Source organism: Amycolatopsis sp. cmx-4-54 (assembly GCF_046548895.1).
GTDB lineage: Bacteria > Actinomycetota > Actinomycetes > Mycobacteriales > Pseudonocardiaceae > Amycolatopsis.
In genome coordinates, this window is record NZ_JAEBEJ010000001.1 from 150684 (window position 1) to 169789 (window position 19106).

19 protein-coding genes and 1 pseudogene are annotated in these 19106 nt (G+C 66.6%); 13 read left to right on the forward strand and 7 right to left on the reverse strand.

Translation table 11 applies throughout. The annotated features are described in order from the left end of the window. Positions 1-15: 15 nt before the first annotated feature. The 5 genes from hpaB (at position 16) to ACLJQ7_RS00700 (ending at position 4973) form a co-directional block, all read left to right on the forward strand. Positions 16-1476 carry a 4-hydroxyphenylacetate 3-monooxygenase, oxygenase component gene (hpaB, locus tag ACLJQ7_RS00680; RefSeq protein ID WP_410646117.1) on the forward strand — a complete coding sequence of 487 codons (1461 nt, stop codon included), beginning with the start codon at positions 16-18 and terminating at the stop codon, positions 1474-1476. Positions 1477-1788: 312 nt separating this feature from the next. After that, positions 1789-2502, forward strand: a complete 714-nt coding sequence (locus ACLJQ7_RS00685) for a hypothetical protein (RefSeq protein ID WP_410646118.1) — start codon at positions 1789-1791, stop codon at positions 2500-2502. After that, positions 2495-3550 (forward strand): thiamine-phosphate kinase, encoded by a 1056-nt coding sequence (gene thiL, locus ACLJQ7_RS00690; RefSeq protein WP_410646119.1) that lies wholly within the window; start codon positions 2495-2497, stop codon positions 3548-3550. Before ACLJQ7_RS00685 ends, thiL begins: the two co-directional genes overlap by 8 nt. Continuing rightward, positions 3547-4314, forward strand: a complete 768-nt coding sequence (locus ACLJQ7_RS00695; protein WP_410646120.1) for a hypothetical protein — start codon at positions 3547-3549, stop codon at positions 4312-4314. Before thiL ends, ACLJQ7_RS00695 begins: the two co-directional genes overlap by 4 nt. Continuing rightward, complete coding sequence (locus tag ACLJQ7_RS00700; RefSeq protein ID WP_410646121.1) at positions 4305-4973, forward strand: class I SAM-dependent methyltransferase; 669 nt, start codon at positions 4305-4307, stop codon at positions 4971-4973. The genes ACLJQ7_RS00695 and ACLJQ7_RS00700 overlap by 10 nt, the downstream gene beginning before the upstream one ends. On the opposite strand, the gene ACLJQ7_RS00705 is transcribed toward ACLJQ7_RS00700, so the two are convergent. Both ACLJQ7_RS00705 and cmk read right to left on the reverse strand, forming a co-directional pair. Next, positions 4931-5353, reverse strand: coding sequence for an HIT family protein (locus ACLJQ7_RS00705; protein ID WP_410646122.1), 423 nt, complete (start codon positions 5351-5353; stop codon positions 4931-4933). The genes ACLJQ7_RS00700 and ACLJQ7_RS00705 overlap by 43 nt on opposite strands. A gap of 102 nt (positions 5354-5455) precedes the next feature. Further along, positions 5456-6130, reverse strand: coding sequence for a (d)CMP kinase (cmk, locus tag ACLJQ7_RS00710; RefSeq protein ID WP_410646123.1), 675 nt, complete (start codon positions 6128-6130; stop codon positions 5456-5458). A gap of 696 nt (positions 6131-6826) precedes the next feature. On the opposite strand from cmk, the pseudogene ACLJQ7_RS00715 reads away from it, so the two are divergent. Together ACLJQ7_RS00715 and katG are read left to right on the forward strand one after the other, a co-directional pair. Continuing rightward, positions 6827-7307: pseudogene (locus ACLJQ7_RS00715) on the forward strand (Fur family transcriptional regulator). Next, a complete protein-coding gene (katG, locus tag ACLJQ7_RS00720) occupies positions 7300-9534 on the forward strand; it encodes a catalase/peroxidase HPI (RefSeq protein WP_410646124.1) in 2235 nt (744 codons plus the stop codon). The pseudogene ACLJQ7_RS00715 and the gene katG overlap by 8 nt, the downstream one beginning before the upstream one ends. Positions 9535-9585: 51 nt before the next feature. On the opposite strand, the gene ACLJQ7_RS00725 is transcribed toward katG, so the two are convergent. Next, complete coding sequence (locus tag ACLJQ7_RS00725) at positions 9586-10047, reverse strand: DUF4383 domain-containing protein (RefSeq protein WP_410646125.1); 462 nt, start codon at positions 10045-10047, stop codon at positions 9586-9588. A gap of 253 nt (positions 10048-10300) precedes the next feature. On the opposite strand from ACLJQ7_RS00725, the gene ACLJQ7_RS00730 reads away from it, so the two are divergent. Beyond that, complete coding sequence (locus tag ACLJQ7_RS00730; RefSeq protein ID WP_410646127.1) at positions 10301-11053, forward strand: ZIP family metal transporter; 753 nt, start codon at positions 10301-10303, stop codon at positions 11051-11053. A gap of 7 nt (positions 11054-11060) precedes the next feature. On the opposite strand, the gene ACLJQ7_RS00735 is transcribed toward ACLJQ7_RS00730, so the two are convergent. The 3 genes from ACLJQ7_RS00735 to ACLJQ7_RS00745 form a co-directional block, all read right to left on the reverse strand. Next, positions 11061-11516: an ester cyclase gene (locus ACLJQ7_RS00735; RefSeq protein WP_410646128.1), complete on the reverse strand. Its 456-nt coding sequence runs from the start codon at positions 11514-11516 to the stop codon at positions 11061-11063. Further along, positions 11513-12169, reverse strand: a complete 657-nt coding sequence (locus ACLJQ7_RS00740) for a hypothetical protein (RefSeq protein WP_410646129.1) — start codon at positions 12167-12169, stop codon at positions 11513-11515. Before ACLJQ7_RS00740 ends, ACLJQ7_RS00735 begins: the two co-directional genes overlap by 4 nt. A 332-nt stretch (positions 12170-12501) precedes the next feature. Next, positions 12502-13512, reverse strand: coding sequence for a hypothetical protein (locus ACLJQ7_RS00745; protein WP_410646130.1), 1011 nt, complete (start codon positions 13510-13512; stop codon positions 12502-12504). A gap of 191 nt (positions 13513-13703) precedes the next feature. Between ACLJQ7_RS00745 and ACLJQ7_RS00750 the strand changes: the two genes are divergently transcribed. The 5 genes from ACLJQ7_RS00750 (at position 13704) to ACLJQ7_RS00770 (ending at position 18077) form a co-directional block, all read left to right on the forward strand. After that, positions 13704-15104 carry a fatty acid desaturase gene (locus tag ACLJQ7_RS00750; protein WP_410646131.1) on the forward strand — a complete coding sequence of 467 codons (1401 nt, stop codon included), beginning with the start codon at positions 13704-13706 and terminating at the stop codon, positions 15102-15104. Then, positions 15101-15295 (forward strand): ferredoxin, encoded by a 195-nt coding sequence (locus tag ACLJQ7_RS00755; protein ID WP_410646132.1) that lies wholly within the window; start codon positions 15101-15103, stop codon positions 15293-15295. Before ACLJQ7_RS00750 ends, ACLJQ7_RS00755 begins: the two co-directional genes overlap by 4 nt. Positions 15296-15297: 2 nt before the next feature. Then, positions 15298-16497, forward strand: a complete 1200-nt coding sequence (locus tag ACLJQ7_RS00760) for an NAD(P)/FAD-dependent oxidoreductase (RefSeq protein WP_410646133.1) — start codon at positions 15298-15300, stop codon at positions 16495-16497. A 126-nt stretch (positions 16498-16623) separates the two neighbouring features. After that, complete coding sequence (locus ACLJQ7_RS00765) at positions 16624-17250, forward strand: TetR family transcriptional regulator (protein WP_410646134.1); 627 nt, start codon at positions 16624-16626, stop codon at positions 17248-17250. Positions 17251-17774: 524 nt separating this feature from the next. Beyond that, on the forward strand, positions 17775-18077 hold the full coding sequence (locus tag ACLJQ7_RS00770) for a DUF1905 domain-containing protein (RefSeq protein WP_410646135.1): 303 nt from the start codon (positions 17775-17777) through the stop codon (positions 18075-18077). Between the two features lie 3 nt (positions 18078-18080). On the opposite strand, the gene ACLJQ7_RS00775 is transcribed toward ACLJQ7_RS00770, so the two are convergent. Further along, positions 18081-19061, reverse strand: a complete 981-nt coding sequence (locus ACLJQ7_RS00775) for an ArsR/SmtB family transcription factor (RefSeq protein ID WP_410646136.1) — start codon at positions 19059-19061, stop codon at positions 18081-18083. Positions 19062-19106 lie beyond the last annotated feature (45 nt).

The window sequence follows — 19106 nt, forward strand, 5'->3', positions numbered from 1 at the left end:
GAGAAGGAGCACGACATGGGAGCCCGTACCGGACAGCAGTACCTCGACAAGCTCAACGCGATGACGCCGGAGTTGTACGTCGACGGCGAGAAGGTGACCTCGAAGGTCGCCGAGCACCCGGCTTTCCGCAACAACGCGCTGACCTACGCGAAGCTGTTCGACCTCCAGCACGATCCGGCGCACCGTGACGTCCTGACCTACGAATCGCCGACCACGGGGGAGCGGGTCGGCACCTCGTTCCTGGTGCCGCGCAACGAGGAAGACCTCAAGCGCCGCCGCGCCGCCTTCTCCGTGTGGGCGCAGTACGCCAACGGGTTCCTCGGCCGTACCGGCGACTACATGAACTCGTCGCTCACCGCGCTGTCGACCGCGAAGAAGTTCTTCTCCCGAGCCGATCCCGTCTACGGCGAGCGCATCGAGAAGTACTACGAGATGGCGCGCGAGAACGACCTCCTCGCGACACACACCCTGATCCCGCCGCAGGTCAACCGTTCCGTGTCCGGCAGCCAGCAAGGCGGGGGCAACCTGTCGGCGAAGGTGGTCGAGGAACGGGAAGACGGTATCGTCGTCCGCGGCGCCCGGATGCTCGCCACGATCGCGCCGATCGCCGACGAACTCCTGGTCTTCCCATCGACAGTTCTGCGCGGCACTCCCGAGGACGCCCCGTACTCCTACGCTTTCGCCGTCCCGAACGACGCGCCCGGTCTCAAGTACTTCTGCCGCGCCGGACTCGACCACGGGCGCTCGCATTTCGACGAGCCGCTCGCCTCCCGGTTCGAGGAAATGGACGCGGTCGTGGTGTTCGACGACGTCTTCGTCCCGAACGAGCGCGTCTTCCTGCTGGGGCACCCGGAGCTGTGCAACGCCTGGTACTCCGAGACCGGCGCCGGCGCGCTCATGACCCACCAGGTCGTCACGCGCACGCTGGCCAAGACGGAGTTCTATCTCGGCCTCGCCAGCGAGATCGCGGCCGCGATCGGGATCGGCGGTTTCCAGCACATCCAGCAGGACCTGTCGGAGCTGATCTCCTACGTCGAGATCGAAAAGGCCGTGCTGCGCGCGGCGGAGGCCGACGGGAAACTGAGCGAGGACGGCGTCTTCCTGCCCAAGTGGGAAGTCCTCAACGCTGCCCGGAACTGGTACCCCACCAAGGTCTCGCCGCGGTTGACCGAGATCATCCGCAAGTTCTCCGCCTCCGGCCTCATGGCCCTGCCGGGTGAAGCGGACTTCGAGGCGGAAGGTCGTCCCGACATCGACACGTACCTCCAGTCGGCCACGCTGCCCGCCGAGGACCGCGCGCGACTGTTCAAGCTGGCGTTCGATGCGTCGGTCTCGAGCTTCGCCGGGCGAGAGTCGCTGTACGAGTACTTCTTCTTCGGCGACCCCGTGCGGATGGCCGGTGCACAGGTGAACGCGTACCCGAGGGAGGCGCTGCAGGAGCGGGTCCGGGAACTGCTGGCGCGCGAAGGCAGGTGAGAGCGGATTTCGCCGATGAATGGGTATTCGTGCGCGATTTCGTTGAGATCGACGCAGACGTGAGCGGATCGCGATAGCGGAAAGCGTCCGTCGCCCCACCGGGCGGCGGACGCTTTTTCGTGCCACGGGGCGAGTGAGTATGTATCGGCCATGATGTGTCCTGCTTTTGGCCAAAATCCCGCGATCACGAATCCGTGCGTGGGTTGCGACGTTCGAGTTAATCTCCGCATTGACCGTTCAAGTCCGCCATATCCGTGCGCAAAATCTACGATGGTCCGTTCGACGGCGACCAGGCGAGGCGGCAGGGGAGACATGATCGAAACCATGCAGTGCGCGGGTGCGGATTTCTGCGACGAGCTTTCAGGTGCCGACGACACTTCCTTCGCCCGTTTCTACGAAGGTGACCCCCCGTCTCGGCTGATATGTTCAACAGAAAACTTGACCCTGCTCGCCGATATGTCGCCGCTCGCCCTCGGGCACCTCCTGCTCCTCCCGTCGGACCACTACTTGTCTTTCGCTCAGGTACTTTCCCTCCACGAGGCGGAGGTGGCAGGATTTCTCGCCGACGTCGTGCCGCTGTATCGAGAGGCCTTCGGTGAGCCGCTGATTCTGGAACACGGGTCGAGTGCCGGGCAGGACAGCCACGCCTGCATCACGCACGCGCATCTGCACTTTCTCCCCGTCGACGGGGACGCCGTGGACGATCATCTCATCGGCGACTCCCTCGCGTACCGAGATCTGGGTTCTCTCGGCGAACTCGCGCTCTCGCCGTGGCCGTCATCGGCCTATTTTCTCCGTGTGTACCGGGAAAGGGTCCGGGTTTATCTCCCGACAGGAGAGCAGAAAAGACAGTATCTGCGTTCGGTCGTCGGCGCCGTGCTGGCGATCGAGGACCCGGAATGGGATTACGCGGTGGTGATGCGGAAGGGGGAACTTCGTCAGACCATGAGAATGGTGGACCGCTGGCCCGGAAAAGTGCGTGGTGATGTCACGATCGCCGATGCGGAGCTGTCCTGTAATGAGTGAGAAATTCTCGGACGAGCCGACCAGGCTGGCCAAGACGATCGTTCCGCTGTTCGCCCGTCAGGCAGGCGCGTTCGCTCCGGTTTCGTTTCCGGACGGCGGCCGGGTGGAGCTGACCACGGGTGCCGATGCCCAAGATGACTGCGCGGTCTTCCGGCTGGCCGGGAGCCATGACCTCGTGGTGGGCACCGACTACGTCCGCGGTCCCAAGTTCAGGCTGTACGAGATGGGACACCTGGACGAATACGACCTGGGGTACTACCTGGTCGCGGCGAACCTGAGCGATATCGCGGCGATGGGCGCGAAGCCGATCGGGCTGCTTTCCGTCGTACGGTACCCGGCCGAAATGGACGATGCCCCGTTCGGCCTCGTCATGCGAGGAATCCGTGACGCGTGTGCCGCCTTCGGCTGCTTCAACGTCGGTGGTGACATCGGTGGCGCCGAACGGCTGATCCTCTCCGCGTCGGCACTGGGGGTTTGCCCGGCGGGCAGGGCGTTGTTGCGATCCGGCGCGAAACCCGGTGACGTCGTATGCCTCACGGCACCGACCGGCCCTGCCGGGGCCGCGATGGCGTATCTGCGCTCCGGCGTCCCGGACCTGGTCATCGACAGCCTGCTGCCCGCGCTGCTCGCCAACTGGAAGCGGCCGGTGGCCAGGGTGGGCGAAGGGCTCGTGCTCGGGACCAGTGGAGTGGTCACGAGTTGCCAGGACACGTCGGATGGCTTGAAGGCCACCTTGCTGGGGATCGCCGAGTCGAGCGGTGTCGGGATCGAAGTCGACGAGCGGTCTGTCCCCGTCCCCAAGGCGGTGGCCGCCGTGGCGGCGCATGTGGAGGTGGAGCCGTTGAGCCTGGTCATGGGGGATTCGGTCGATTTCGAACTCGTCTTCACCGTGCCGCCCGCCCAAGTGGACGATCTCGCCGAAGCGTTGAGTTTCCACCGGATCGGGGTGGTCACCGAAAGCCCCGAGGTGGTGCTGATCGGTGCGAACGGCGAGCGTACGGACCTGCCCGGCAAGGCGTGGCGGCACCAGGGCGACGGAAAGGCATGAGCCGGAAGACGGCCAAGGCCGCGGACAAGGCGATCCTGCTGTCGGCGACCTTGTTCTTGGCGGGCAAGGCCTACAACGTGCCTTCGAAGATCTTCTGGGATGACGTCCTGGCCGGCCGCCCTTACCTGTTGCTGGCCGTTCTCGTCGTGGCCGGCGTTTTCGGCGCCTTCACACCCTTCGAAAGCTGGCAGCGACGCTCCTTCGTGGACCGGAACGTCATGATGCGCCGCCGTGTCCTCTCCACGTTCGGCAGATTGCTCGACATCAGTGCGAAAATCGATCCGCCACTGGACACCGGCGATCTGGCGCTCCATGTGTGGCGGAAGACGCGTACGCTGCGACACCCGGTGCACGGTGTGCTGAAACGACTTTCCTCCTATCGGATGTCATCCTTTCCGGCGACCCGGAGTTTCGCGCCGACACTAGGCATCGGCGCGGTGGGGTTGTGCTGGCAGCACGATCGTGAAGTCTGGTTCGACGTCGCGCCCCTGGTGGAGCGCCTTACCGATCCGGCGAGGTACGAAGACCACGTGACACGGCACGGACCGGAATCGGTGATGAACCTGAAGTGGGAGGAGTTCCAAACCCTCAAGCATCGAACCGCGCTCTTCGTCACACCGATCAGGAGCGGGCGCAACAAGTTCGTCGGCTGCGTGAGCGTGGACGCCGGTCGTGGTTACGACGTGCTCAACCGGCGGGAACTGCTCGAGGAGATGACGAACCTGGGCATGGCCATCGGTCGTGAGGACTTCGAATGCACCTGAACGACGCGGCGCTGCGTGCCCTCGTGTCGCGGAACCGCTCGGCGTACGACGAGAGCGCCGCCGCATTCATCCGGACCACGGACACACTCGACAAGTTCCCCGGTCTCGATCGTGAACTCGATCGGTTCTTCGAGGCCTTGCGGGGCGCTCTCGTACTGGACCTCGGCTGTGGTGCCGGCCGCGATTCCGAGTACCTGATCGAGCGAGGTGCGGCCGTCGTCGCGACCGACCTCAGCGAAAAGCTGCTCCGGCACACGCGCTGCCGGTGTGCTGCCTTCGGCGCGGTGCAGTGCGATCTCCTCGCCTTGCCGTTCGGCGCCGGGGTGTTCGACGGCGTCTGGGCCTGCGCGAGCGTCCTGCATCTCCCGAGTGAGGTGCATCCTCACGTCTTCTCCGAGATCCATCGGGTGCTCGCGCCCCGCGGTGTCACCGCGATCAGTCTCAAGGAAGGGGACGGCGAAGGGTGGACGCGAAGTGCCCGTATGCCATCGTCGCGCTGGTTCTCGTTACGCAGGCCCGAAGTCGTCGTGGCTGAGCTGGCCGCCACCGGCTTCGTTTCGGTCCGGGTCTTGCCGAGCGGGCGTGGCAACTGGTTCGTGGTCGAGGCGAGAAAGGCTCAAGCGAGCCATTCGTCGGGATTGGTGCCGGGCAGGACATGACGGATACCGCCTCGAGGGTCGGGCACGTCGCCCTCGTAGCGTGGGATCAGGTGGATGTGCAGGTGATCGATCGTCCTGCCCGCGGCCTGCCCCTCGTTCACGCCGATGGTGCAACCGTCCGGCTGGAACTGTTCTTCGATCTCATGCCACGCGCGCTTGATCAGGGCATAGACTTCGGCGTGCTCACTCGCGGTGAGAGAGAAGTAGGACTCCACATGCCGTTTCGGGACGACCTCGACATGCCCCTTGGCCGCCGGAAAGTTGTCCCAGCGGACATAGATCTCGCGTCCTTCGAACAGTACGTCATTGACCGAGGCGTCATCGAAATGGCAAAAGAGGCATTCGGCTGTCACCGGTTCGGCTTCGTTTTCCTTCGCCATCGCCGGTCTCATAACCAATACTCCTCGTCATTGATCGATCACTTGAAGTCATACCCGTGGTCAACTTAGCTTCGTCGCAGACAAAGCAGAAGCGTACTCGCACTATCGGTTGATCTCTAAGCCTCTGTTACGACACGCCGACGACATGCGGCTCAGCACCTCCACGAGGGAGAGCTCGGAGGTGTCGATTCTGATGGCGTCCTCCGCGGCGACCAGCGGCGACACCGTTCGGGACATGTCGGCGGCGTCTCGGCGGATCACGTCGTTGAGAACGTTCTCGTAAGAAGCCGCCCGCTCTTGCCGTACTCGTCGCATCGCCCTGATTTCGGGTCTGGCGGTCAAGTAGAACTTGACGGTCGCGGCGGGAAAGATGGCGGTGCCGATGTCCCGTCCTTCGATGACGCACCGTGTCTGCGCTCCGGCCCAAAGCCGGATGAGACTGGTGACACGCTGGCGGACCTCCGCGATCTTGGCCACGGTCGAGACGGCGACGTTGACGGGAGCCGCGCGCAGTTTTTCCGGCGCGTAGCGCTCGGAAGTCAGGAGGCTCTCCGAACGGCTCTCCGTGATCAATTCGTCGCAGAGTCCGGTGATCTTTCCCGTGTTGTCGACCGGAATTTCCCGTTGAAGTGCCTCGAAAGCGATGATGCGGTAGGTTCTGCCGCTTTCCAGATAGCGAAGGTCGAATGATCGCGCCAGCGCCAAACAGGTGGTGGTCTTGCCCGCCGCCGCAGGACCATCCACCGCCACGACGGTGGCGAACCCTTGTTCGGGCATGATTGTTCCTTGAGGGTGCGTGGTCGATGAGTTCGAATCTTTGGGGAGCAGGGCGCAGACGCTACCACGGCGGAAGTGGGTCGTGGTCACGCGTGCGCCTGGCCCCGGAGCAGCGGATCTACGGGGAATCGCGCTCTGCCAACGGATTGCGGAGCCTGGACTGGTGGTGCGTCCGGATCCTGTCGGCGACGCTCCGGCATGCTGCCTCACTCGTACAGGTGTCCTGAAGGGCCACTTTTGTGTTGATCTGAGCCAAAAGTTCCCTATGACAGTGGAGATTCCTTGCCATGGGCGCAAGTTTCATCCGATTTTCGCACCTTCGTGTGGGTGCCGTCGTGCGGTCCAGACCATTGACCGTGGTGCTCTGCGGGTATCGCAATCGGAGGATCGATACATTTCCGGGAGTAGTTGTTCGTGCAGGGTGAAATACCTGAAGAGAATCTGTAACGAAAGCCACAAAAGTGGCGTCAACATGGTCAGCCGTCTTGCCGTGTCCGCTCTTGAAGTCCTCGTGCGTGCGCGCCAGGTCCATGAAGGCTCCTTCGCTGCCCTCAAGGTTGATGGCAGGTACTCAAGAGGGCGGCGCCTGGTCGGAGCTGCTTCTCCACGTGCGCGGGCGCCGCCTCAAGGGTGGGCAAGGGAGTCTTCGCGGCCGGGGACACGCCCGGAAAGCAAGAACTTGATTCATTCAAGAAAATGGGCCAGACTGCGGACGTGCCCACGACCCCGGACTTCGAGCGGATCCTGCGCGGGGCCGCCCTGCGCGTGACGCGTCCCAGGGTGGCCGTGCTGACAGCGGTACGCGACCATCCGCACGCGGACACCGACTCGATCATCGGTGCCGTGCGCACGGAACTCGGCGAGGTCTCTCACCAGGCCATTTACGACGTGTTGCGGGCACTGACCGCCGCGGGTCTCGTACGGCGGAATCCAGCCGTCCGGGTCCGTGGCACGGTACGAGTCCCGGGTCGGGGACAACCACCACCACGTCGTGTGCCGGATCTGTGGTGCCATCGCCGACGTCGATTGTGCCGTCGGTCCCGCACCCTGTTTGACCGCGTCGAACGACCAAGGCTTCGTGATCGAAGAGGCCGAGGTCATCTACTGGGGCCTTTGTCCCGACTGTGCCACCGAACCCCGTGCAGTTCCTGATTCCCGGAAGGATTCCCGTGTCTGACAGCCCGGACGCCGTCATCGGCGAAATGAACGAAGAGAGCGCGGGCGGCTGCCCCGTCTCGTCGGGCCGCCGCAACCACCCTACCGAAGGCGCGGGCAACCGTGACTGGTGGCCGAACCACCTCAACCTGAAGATCCTCCGGAAGCACTCGGCCGCGTCCGACCCGATGGACGCCGGGTTCGACTACGCAGCCGAGTTCAAGACCCTCGACCTCACCGAGCTCGCCAAGGACGTCGACGCCGTCCTCACGACGTCGCAGGACTGGTGGCCCGCGGACTTCGGCCACTACGGCGGCTTCATGATCCGCATGGCTTGGCACAGCGCGGGCACCTACCGCATCGAAGATGGCCGCGGTGGCGCGGGCGCGGGCATGCAGCGGTTCGCCCCGCTCAACAGCTGGCCGGACAACGGCAACCTGGACAAGGCCCGCCGCCTGCTCTGGCCGGTCAAGAAGAAGTACGGCCGCAAGATCTCGTGGGCCGACCTGATGATCTTCACCGGCAACCGCGCCCTGGAGACCATGGGCTTCGAGACCTTCGGCTTCGCCGGTGGCCGCGCGGACGTCTGGGAGCCGGACGAGGACGTGTACTGGGGTCCCGAGCGCACGTGGCTAGGCGACGAGCGTTACACCGGTGACCGTGAGCTGGAGAACCCGCTGGCCGCCGTGCAGATGGGTCTCATCTACGTGAACCCGGAAGGTCCGAACGGCAACCCGGACCCGCTGGCCGCGGCCCGCGACATCCGCGAGACCTTCGGCCGGATGGCGATGAACGACGAGGAGACCGTCGCGCTGATCGCCGGCGGTCACAGCTTCGGCAAGACGCACGGCGCGGCCGACCCGGACAAGTACGTCGGCCCCGAGCCCGAAGGCGCTTCGATCGAGGAGCAGGGCCTTGGCTGGAAGAACACCTTCGGCAGCGGTAAGGGCCGCGACGCGATCACCAGTGGCCTCGAGGTCACCTGGACGCCGACCCCGACCCAGTGGAGCAACTGGTTCTTCCACAACCTCTTCGAGTACGAGTGGGAGCTGACCAAGAGCCCGGCCGGTGCCCACCAGTGGGTCCCGAAGGACGGCAAGGCGAAGAACACCGTGCCGGACCCCGAGGACGGCAAGCTCAACCGCGCGCCCGGCATGCTCACCACCGACCTGGCGCTGCGTTTCGACCCGGTCTACGAGCAGATCTCGCGCCGGTTCTACGAGAACCCGGACCAGTTCGCGGACGCCTTCGCCCGCGCCTGGTTCAAGCTGACCCACCGTGACATGGGCCCGATCCAGCGCTACCTCGGCCCGCTGGTGCCGCAGGAGACGCTGATCTGGCAGGACCCGGTGCCCGCCGTCGACCACGAGCTCGTCGACGACGCGGACATCGCCGCCCTCAAGGAGAAGCTGCTCGCTTCGGGCCTTTCGGTCTCGCAGCTGGTCTCCACCGCCTGGGCCTCGGCCTCGACCTTCCGCGGCAGCGACAAGCGCGGTGGCGCGAACGGTGCCCGCATCCGCCTCGAGCCGCAGCGCGACTGGGAGGTCAACGACCCGCAGACGCTGTCGCAGGTGCTGCGGACCCTCGAGGGTGTCCAGGACGCGTTCAACAGCGCCCAGACCGGCGGCAAGAAGGTCTCGCTCGCCGACCTGATCGTGCTGGGCGGCGTCGCCGCCGTCGAGCAGGCCGCGAAGGAGGGCGGCCACGAAATCACCGTGCCGTTCACCCCGGGCCGCACCGACGCGACGGAGGAGCAGACCGACGTCGAGTCGTTCGCCCCGCTGGAGCCGACCGTCGACGGGTTCCGCAACTACCGCGGCAAGGGGCACCGTCTCCCGACGGAGTACCTGCTCCTCGACCGCGCGAACCTGCTGAACCTGAGCGCGCCCGAGATGACCGTCCTCGTCGGCGGCCTGCGTGTCCTCGGCGCCAACGCGCAGCAGTCCAAGCACGGCGTGTTCACCGAGAAGCCGGGGTCGCTGACCAACGACTTCTTCGTGAACCTGCTCGACATGGGGGTCCAGTGGACCGCCACGTCGGATGACGCGGAGACCTTCGAGGGCCGCGACTCCGCGACCGGCGAGGTCAAGTGGACCGGTACTCGTGCCGACCTCGTGTTCGGGTCGAACTCCGAGCTTCGCGCGGTGGCGGAGGTCTACGCCAGCGACGACGCGAGCCAGAAGTTCGTCCGCGACTTCGTGGCGGCGTGGGACAAGGTCATGAACCTCGACCGGTACGACCTGATCTGAAGCTGACCCGAGCGTCCGGGTCCGTCGCTTCCACGGCGGGCCCGGACGTTTTCACTGGTGCTGCATATCGGGTTCCGGGTAGTCGCCTGCCTTGCGTTCGAGCGCGGTGGTGAAGAGACCCAGCGCGATCATGCCGACGCCCAAGCCGAGATGCAGCCAGTTGTCGGCGACGTTGAACGGCAGGAAGTTCCCGGGGCTGCTCTGCGGGATCACCAGGCCGATGATCCACAGAAGCAGATAGATTCCGCCGCCGACCATCAGGAAGATGCGGGAAGCGGCGCGTTTGCGAGCGGCGAGCACGCCGACCACACCGAACAGCAGATGCACCAGGTTGTGCAGGATCGACACGGCGAAGACGCCGAACAACCGTGCGCCGGAATGGTGTCCGGCGAATTCGAGTTCCTCGTAGCCGGTGGTGATACCCGGGATGAAGCCGAGTACGCCGACCAGGAGGAAGACCGTGCCGACGAGGAGCGCGGCCACTTGCGGCGGGCGCCGTGCGGTCGCGGTCATGACTCCCGACCACCCGGTCCCCGGGTCTCGTCCTGCTCGACGCTCTTGCGCTGTTCGGACGGTGAGTTCGGGTCGTCGCGGTGGTCAGCGCCTTCGGCCGGGTCCGAGGGGCGGGAGTCGCGCGCCGGGTCTTCTCGTTCCATGGCCGCCGGGTACCCCTGGTGTCCCGGGATAATCCTCGGCTTCCGGCGCGCGTCCGGCCACCGGCTCGGCCAGACTGGGGTCCGGGTTTCGAGCGGTGAGGGAGGAACGGGTGCCGGATCTGCTGGCGGCGGGAGGCTGGGGTCTGCTCGCCGGGTCGGCTTTGCTGCTCGGTGCCATGGTCGGTTTCCTGATCCGGATTCCGGGCAGGGTAGTGGCAGGCGTCATGGCCTTCGGAAGCGGCGTGCTGATCTCCGCCGTCTCCTTCGAGTTGATCGCCGAGGCGCACGAAAAGGGCGGTTTCCTGCCGACCGCGCTCGGTGCGCTCGGCGGTGCGCTGGCCTACACCGTCGCGAACGTCGGGCTCGCCCGGCGAGGCGCCCGGCATCGCAAACGCTCGGGTGGCCAGCAGCCGTCCGAGGCCGAGCAGGCGGGCTCCGGAACCGCCATCGCGCTCGGCGCCCTGCTGGACGGAATCCCCGAATCGATGGTGATCGGCACCAGCCTGCTCGGCGGCGGAAGCGTCAGCGTCGTGACCGTGGCCGCGGTGTTCATCAGCAACGTCCCGGAAGGGCTGTCCAGCGCCGCGGGGATGAAGCGGGCGGGCCGGAGCCCGCGCTATGTCTTCGCGCTCTGGAGTGGCATCGCCGTGATCAGCGGTGTGGCCGCGTTGCTGGGCTACGGCGTCCTCGGCGAAGCCTCCGGTGCCACCCTCGCGGTGATCACCGCGATCGCGGGCGGTGCCATCCTTGCGATGATCGCCGACACGATGATCCCCGAAGCCTTCGAAGACGCCCAGCTGTGGACCGGGCTGATCACGGTCGCGGGCTTTCTGACCGCTTTCGGCCTTTCCCACCTCGGGTGATCGGTGATCAGACCTCGCCCGAGGCCGGCAAAGTCAGCAGTTCGGCGTGCCCGGCCTGGGTGATCAGGCTGGCGGCGTCGAAGTAGATGCGCTCGTTCGTGATCCGGTCCTCGTCGAAGAAGAACACCGCGATGATCGGCACCCGGAACGCCTTGCCGGTGGGCGGGCGGCCGTAGAACTCGCCGAGGTTGGTGCCGAGCAGGTCGAATTCGACGATCACCGACTCGTCGGCGAAGTGGTACCGCACGTTGTCGTGCCGCTGGTCCGGGAACGCCGTCCGGGTCATGCGGTAGTACGCCATGACCTCTTCGTCGCCGTCGAAGATCTGCCCGGTCGCCACGATCTCGTAGTGCGGATGGCCGTTGAAGGTGCCCAGCGTGCGGTCGAACTCGTGGGCCACCTCGGTGTCCATGTGCTCTTCGATGATCTTGAGGCGCCGCTCGCGCAGGTCTTCGCTGATCACTGGCCCTCCGGGTGGTTCCTGGTCGCGATCCGGAGCCTACCGCCCGCGGCCTCGTCGTCGGTGCCGTAGAGCAGGCTGCCGCAGGAGCGCGACAGACAGGTCATGGCCTCGATCTTGTGGCCGGGGAAGTCGCCGATCTTCGCCGGAACGGGGGAGAGGGCGATCGAACCGTCGGGGCGGAGGACGCCTGCCTCGTACACGGCCGAATCGAAGGGGCCTTCGTCGCCGGGATCGGAGGCGGCCGAGATCAGGACGCGGTCGTCCGCGGTGATCTCGACGTCCGAGGTGTGCCGGACGTGGGTGGCCGGGTACGGGACGCGGAACGGGACCGCCTTCGGCTTCTTGAAGGAGAGCTTCGAGACCGAGAACTCCGCCGAGTAGAGCGTGGCCGGGCGGGCGTCCTGGCCGCGGTCCGCCCAGACCGCGAACAATCGGTCATTCACCTTTTTCAGTGCGAAACCCTCGTAATTGTCTTCCGGGTCGCCTTTCGGGACCTGAAAAGTGCCGAGGACTTTCAGGCGCCGGTCCTTCAGTGTGAAGTGAAAGCCTTTGCCGTCGCTGGCCAGTGCGATGAATTCGCCGTTCCTCCCCGGCACGGGTTCAGCCGCTTCGAGATCCACCGGGAGCTCGCCGGGCCAGTCGATGGAGTCCACCTTGGACACCTTGCCGTGGTCGACGCGAACCCGGGCCGCGGGTTCTCACCGGGTTTTTTGTTGTCCCGCAGGACAAGCGCGTCGACACGATCGTCGTCACGGGCCAGGACGGCGATACCGCCGGCGCCGGAGGTCATGCCGGTGCCGATGGACTGCCAGCCGTCGTCCGCCAGTGCGGCGGACGGCAGGAACAGGGGAACGGCCAAAGCCGGAAGAATTGCGAGGGAAGCGAATTTCATGCCGACAAACTAGTCCAGGAATAAGGGTGGGGGAAAGGCCGGAATCGATGCATTCCATTCCGGCGCGAAGCCGCGCCGGAATGGAGCTCCGGCTCAGCCGCAGGAGAGGGTGCCGGCGCGCAGCGCGTGGCCGCCTTCGTTCCCGTCGTCGGCCCAGACGACCTGCTTGCTCCCAGAGGCGCACGTGGCCGAAATCGCGAACCCTTCGTTGTTGTGGTCCGGCATCCCGCTCGGCCGGTCGTAGGTGGCCGTGACGGCGAACTTGCCCTGCGCGTCGACGGCCAGCGTCGTCGAGTCACCGCCGCAGGTGTCGTCGCAGACCGCCCACAGCTTGCCGGTGGAAGCCTCGTACTCGAGTTCCATGATCGAGTCGAGTCCGCTGGCGAAACTCGCGACCCGGGTGTACTTCCCGCCCGCCTGGTCGAGCGCGTAGGCGTAGATCATCCCGTTGCTTTCGAGGCCGACCAGGTAAAGGCCGGTGCCGTGGCCGGGATAGCTGCCCGGGTTGTACGGCGCCTTCGTGCGCTGGTCCACGAACCCCTTGGCGGTGAGAGCGCTGTCCGGGATCCACGAGACGGCTTCGAGGCCGTCGTTTGCTGAGACCTTCGGCAGGTCCGCCGTCAGGTTCCATTCGGCCTTGGCGCTGAGCGTCTTGGCCGAACCGGAAACGTCGTACCGGAGCACCTTGAGGGCACTCGTCTTACTGTTGTCGCCGTCGCGTTCGGTGGCCGCGACCACGCCGTCCGGGGTGGCGACGACGGCTTCGGCGTCGGGATCGCCCTTGCCGTCGCGGTAGCGCAGCTGCTTGCCCGACGACCAGCCGTTGGCGGTGTCCGGCTGCCATTTGGTGCCGTTGCGCACGAGGCGGTACAGCGTGCCGGGACCGTTCTTGACCGCCCACAGGACGTCGGGGCCGCCGAAGGACAGGCCGCTCATGTTGCCGCCGAGGACGTTCGAGCCGTCGGCGTTCGCGACGGCCGAAGCGCCCGGCCAGGGGCTGTTCGCGACCGTGCTCGCGGTGGCGGGCGTGGCGGGCAGGACCAGCAGGGCGGCGGCGACGGTGGCCACGGCGGCGGGCCGGATCCGGCGGGGTGATCGGGGCATTCGCGCTCCTTCGGGCGGACGAAGTGGGTCGCGGCGTGTCATCACAAGTTAAGTAAGTTTCCTTACGAATACAAGATATCGCCAGGTTCTCACGAAACGAAACAACGCTGGGTTTACAAATAATGTCTACTTGTCAAACTCGGTGTACATAACCTATAGTTTTGTAAACCCAGCCAACGGAGGAGGGTTCGATGAGCGAGATGACGGGCACGATCCCGGCGAGCTCGACCGAACGGTGGACCGACCGCAAGCGGTACCTCTGGCTGATCGGGCTGGTGGTCCCCTCGCTCGCGTTCCTCGCCATCGGGCTGCACGCGGCCACCGGATGGGGGGTGTGGTTCTGGATCGGGCCGATCGTGATCCTGGTGATCGTGCCGCTGATCGACCTGCTGGCCGGGCTGGACCGCAGCAATCCGCCCGACGACGTGATCGACCGGCTGGAGCGGGATCGCTACTACCGCTGGATCACCTTCGCCTTCCTGCCCATCCAGTACGCGGGTTTCGTGGTCGCGTTCTGGCTGATCGCCCGCGGCGACCTGTCCGTCGCGGACAAGATCGGGCTGGCGATCTCGATCGGCTGCATCGGCGGTATCGGCATCAACACCGCGCACGAACTCGGGCACAAGAAGGAGAGTCACGAGCGCTGGCTGTCGAAGATCGCGCTGGCGCAGAGCTTCTACGGCCACTTCTACATCGAGCACAACCGCGGCCACCACGTCCGGGTGGCGACCCCGGAGGATCCGGCCAGTAGCCGCGTGGGGGAGAGCTTCTACCGGTTCTGGCCGCGCACGGTGTTCGGTTCGCTGAAGTCGGCGTGGGGCTTGGAGCGCAAGCGGTACGCGCGGCGCGACCGGCATCCGTTCCGCATCGGCAATGACGTGCTCAACGCCTGGCTGATGTCGGCGGTGCTGTGGGCGGCGATGACCGTGTGGCTGGGGCCGGGGATCCTGCCGTATCTGGTGATCCAGGCCGTGATCGGGTTTTCGCTGCTGGAGGTCGTGAACTACATGGAGCACTACGGCATGCGGCGGCAGAAGGTCGGTCCGCCGAACCGGCGCCGCTACGAACGGGTGGATCCCAGTCACAGCTGGAACTCCAACAACATCGCCACCAACGTGCTGCTCTACCACCTGCAACGGCACAGCGACCACCACGCCAACCCGACCCGTCGCTACCAGACGCTGCGTGACTTCGCGGAATCGCCGGTGCTTCCGACGGGCTACGCCGGGATGATCGTGCTGGCGCTGTTCCCGCCGGTGTGGCGCCGTGTGATGGATCCGCGCGTCCTCGCGCATTTCGACGGTGACATCTCCCGCGCCAACATCCAGCCGTCGAAACGGGCCAAGATCGTGGCGCGCTACGGAACGCGCGTCACCGCCCCCTCCCGGGCCGTCGCCGACACACACGGCGACGCGACCGAAGGCGGGATGTGTCCGGGCTGCGGCTATGTCTACGACGAGAAACTCGGCGACCCGCGTGAGGGTTTCCCCGCCGGAACGCCGTGGTCGGCGATCCCGGATTCGTGGTGCTGCCCGGACTGCGGGGTGCGGGAGAAGGTCGATTTCGTGGCACCGGGGAGGGTCGGAGCATGATGAAGATCGAGGCGGACCGCGCGAAATGCGACGGGCTCGGCATGTGCGAGGCGATGGCGCCCGACTTCTTCGAGGTGGGCGACGACGGGACGGTTGTCGTGCTCGACGAGCGGCCCGGTGAGAAATACCGGCAGGACCTGTCGGCCGCCGTGGACGCTTGTCCGGTCCTCGCCCTGAAGCTGCGGGACTGACGATGGCACTGGTCGTCGTGGGAGCGTCACTGGCCGGACTGCGCGCGGTCGAGGCCGCGCGCCGGGACGGGTACCACGGGCGGATCGTGCTGATCGGCGCGGAGGACCACCCGCCCTACGACCGGCTCCCGCTGTCGAAATCCTTCCTGGCCGCGGACGGTCCCGGGCGAGTCGGTCCCTTCCACACCGAAGCCGTGCTGCGCGACGAATTCGGCGTCGAACCGATGCTCGGCGCGCCGGCGGACGGGCTCGACCCCACCGCTCGCGAGGTGTCGGTCGCGGGGACGACGGTTCCCTACGACGCACTGGTGATCGCGACCGGAGCCACCGCGCGGCGGCTCCCCGGCAGCGACGGGATCGCCGGGGTCCACACGCTGCGGACCGCCGAGGACGCGCTCGCCGTTCGTGCCGCACTCGACGGCGGCGCGCGCACGGTCGTGATCGGGGCGGGTTTCATCGGCTCGGAGGTCGCCGCCGCGGCGCGGAAACGCGGGCTGTCGGCGACGATCGTCGAGGCGCTCGACGTCCCGCTCGTCCGGGCGGTCGGGGCCGAGGCGGGTGCGGTGTGCGCCTCGCTGCACCGCGAGGCGGGCACCGAACTGCGGTTGTCCACGACGGTCACCGGTCTGGAATCCGACGGCGATGTGGTGACCGGCGTCCGGCTGTCGTCCGGGGAGGTACTGCCGGCGGATCTGGTGGTCGCCGGCATCGGCGTCGCCCCGGCCACCGGCTGGCTGGCGGGGAGCGGGATCCCGCTGCACGAACGCGACGGTGGCGTGGTGTGCGATGCGACGCTTTGGACCGGAATCCCTGGTGTGTACGCCGCCGGGGACGTCGCGCACGCCTCGAACCCGTTGTTCGACGGTGAGCTGATGCGGCTGGAGCACTGGACGAACGCCGCGGAGCAGGGTGCCGCGGCCGCTCGTCACGCGCTCGTCCCGGAGTCGGCACGCGCGTTGGCGCCGGTGCCGTACTTCTGGTCGGACTGGTACGACCACCGGATCCAGTTCGTCGGCACCCCGCGTGCGGACGAGGTGGTGGCCGCCGTCCCGGAGGCCGATGGCTTCACCGCGCTGTACCGGCGCGGGGACCGGGTCGTCGGGGCGCTGACGATCGATCGGCCGCGCGAGATCATGAAGTACCGGCGCCATATCGCGGGGCGGGCGCCGTGGCCGGAGGCGCTGGCGTTCGCGGCGGCCTAGAAGGTGTCTTCCGAACAAAGGTCGACCACAAGAGTGGCACGCGCGCGTCTTTTTCGGCCGGAGGCCTCGGATTCGCGGAGGCGGGCCGCGGTCCGGCTCCGCGCGCTTGGAAAGGCACCGCCTAGAATGACGATCATGAGCGAGGCACCGGTCACGGGGGGTCCGTACCGTCAACCGATCGTCGCGTCGGCGATCGAGTTGACCGTGCGTTCCGGCTGGTCCTCGGTGACGATGAGCAGACTCGCGGAGATCGTCGGCGTCAGCCGCCAGACCGTCTACAACGAACTCGGTTCGAAGAGCCGGCTGGCCGAAGCGATGATCTCGCACGAACTCGCCCGGTTCCTCTCGGTGGTCCGGGAAGCGTTCGAACGGCACCCCGACGATCTCGTCGAGGCGATCCACGACGCCGTCCGCGGCGTCCTCGAACTCGCCGACGACAACCTCCTGCTGCGCGCCATCGTCTCGGCGACGCACGGCGCCGACACCGAGTTGCTGCCGCTGCTGACGTCGCGGGCCGGGAGCCTGCTGGGCGAAGCGACGGTCATGCTGCGTGGTCGTGTCCGCGCCTACGACCCACCGCTGGACGCCGCACAGCTGGATGTGGCGATCGACGTCGTGGTCCGGACCGTGCTGAGCCACATCATGCAGCCGTCGGACACTCCGGCACGCACGGCCGACGCGCTGGCGTGGATGGCGTCGCGTGTGCTCGGCGCGACGACGGCTCGGTCACTGCGGCATCCTTCGCAGGATTAGGCCGCCTCGCGTCGATGAGGAAATCGGGACGTCGAGCGCCGTCGGCGACTGCCCGCTGTGCGAAGTCCGGTTCCGCGTCGTGTCGTGAGTGGCAACTGTCGTTTGATTGAGGGGTAAGTCAAACGTGTCGTGGTGTGCGCCCTGTCGCACAGGTGTCCCATCGACTGCCAAGGCGGGTCTTCGTGGCGCACGCCAATTGTCCATAAGGACACGGCCTTCTCCGCGTGTCCGATTTGGGCGCTTTGCTCGGGGGTCGTGAGTGGCAATCGGGCGCCGAGCAGCGATCCTAAGTCCCTTATGGACAGTCGGAACCGCGGCGGATCTGTGCCGACCGGCCTCTCGCGCTCTCGGGACCCGACACGTTTGCCTTGCCCTCAATAACCCTCTTTACCACTCACGAACCAAGGAACAGAATCGTGCAAGGTGCCCAAATCGGGCACTGCAACCACAGCTGCCATCCCTTGTGGGCAGCCAGTGGCGGCAAGCACGCGGGAATTGTCGGACCCCTGTGCGAGGCTCCACCGATGATCGTCGTGTTCGATGCCGAGCTTTGGGTCTGGGACGCCCGCCGAGGAGAGACCTGGACCTTCGTCAGCCTGCCCCAGGATATCTCCGAGGAGATCCGCGAGATCGCCGACGGCCCGCGCCGAGGGTTCGGCGCGGTCCGGGTCCAGGTCGGTATCGGTGGCAGCAACTGGAAGACGTCGATCTTCCCGGACACCAAACGAGGCGCGTACGTGCTGCCGGTGAAGAAAGCGGTCCGCAAATCCGAAGGGATCGAGGAGGGGGACATAGCGAAGGTGACCGTCGAGCTGATCGACCTCTGACCGTCAGAGCAGGCGTTCACCGAGTGGTGTCGTCAGGTAGAGGACGCTGCGGCCGGAGCGTTCGCGTGCGACCAGTCCGCTGTCCCGCAGGACCTTGAGGTGCTGGGAAACGGCGCTCGGCGTCACGCCGAGAGCACGGGCGAGATCGGTCGTGGTCGCGGGGGAGGACAGTGCCGAGAGGAGGTCCGACCGTGTCCGGCCCAGCAGCCGGACCGTGGTGGACCCGGGTGACCTGGTTCCGGCGGTCCACAGGGTGCCGGTTCCCCTCGCCGGATAGCGGATCGTGGTCTGGGTCGAGGTGTTCTCTTTGACCAGGACATACGGCGACCCGAGGACGACCGGCATCAGCACGAGACCACCCGGCCCGCGCGTGATGACACGATGCTGATCGCGCCATCGCTCGCCGGCCAGGATCACCCGGTCGTTGTGCCAGCGCAGATCCGGATGCAGGTCCGCGAACAACCGCTCGGCACCGCCCGCGGTCAGTGCACGGGCGTGGTACCCGACATCGGCGTCCAGTACCGCCCGGATCCGCGGCCAATGCGGTGCGACAAGGCGGTCGTGAGCGGCACGCAGTTCCGCGGCGACCTCCCGCAGTCCGGACGCGGGGTCGTCGGCGAGGGCCGCGACGGCAGGCGGAGGGCTCACGCCGAAGACCCGGTCGAGGCTCGCCCTCACCCGGTCTTCAGGGGTTCGCCGCAGGGCGTCGAGGTCGTTGTCGAGGGAATCCCCCGAGTCTTGCGGGGCGGGGACGATGAACTCCGGCCAGCCCAGCCTGCCGGTCACGAGCAACGGCCAGGTCCGCGAAAGGTCGAGTGGCTCGCGATCGAGTTCGTCGCGCGCCCACCGAAGCCAGGGCAGGTTGACCGCGTTCCGGTCGATCCCGGCGAGCTGCTGTACGCCGGCCACGGTTTCGGACAGCGGCGAGATCGCGAACCGGGTCGCGGCAAGTTCGGCGACACCGACTTCGATGGTCATCGGCATCGCCCGAGTATGTAGGCAGGGCTAAATGGTGTCTCCGGAACGCCG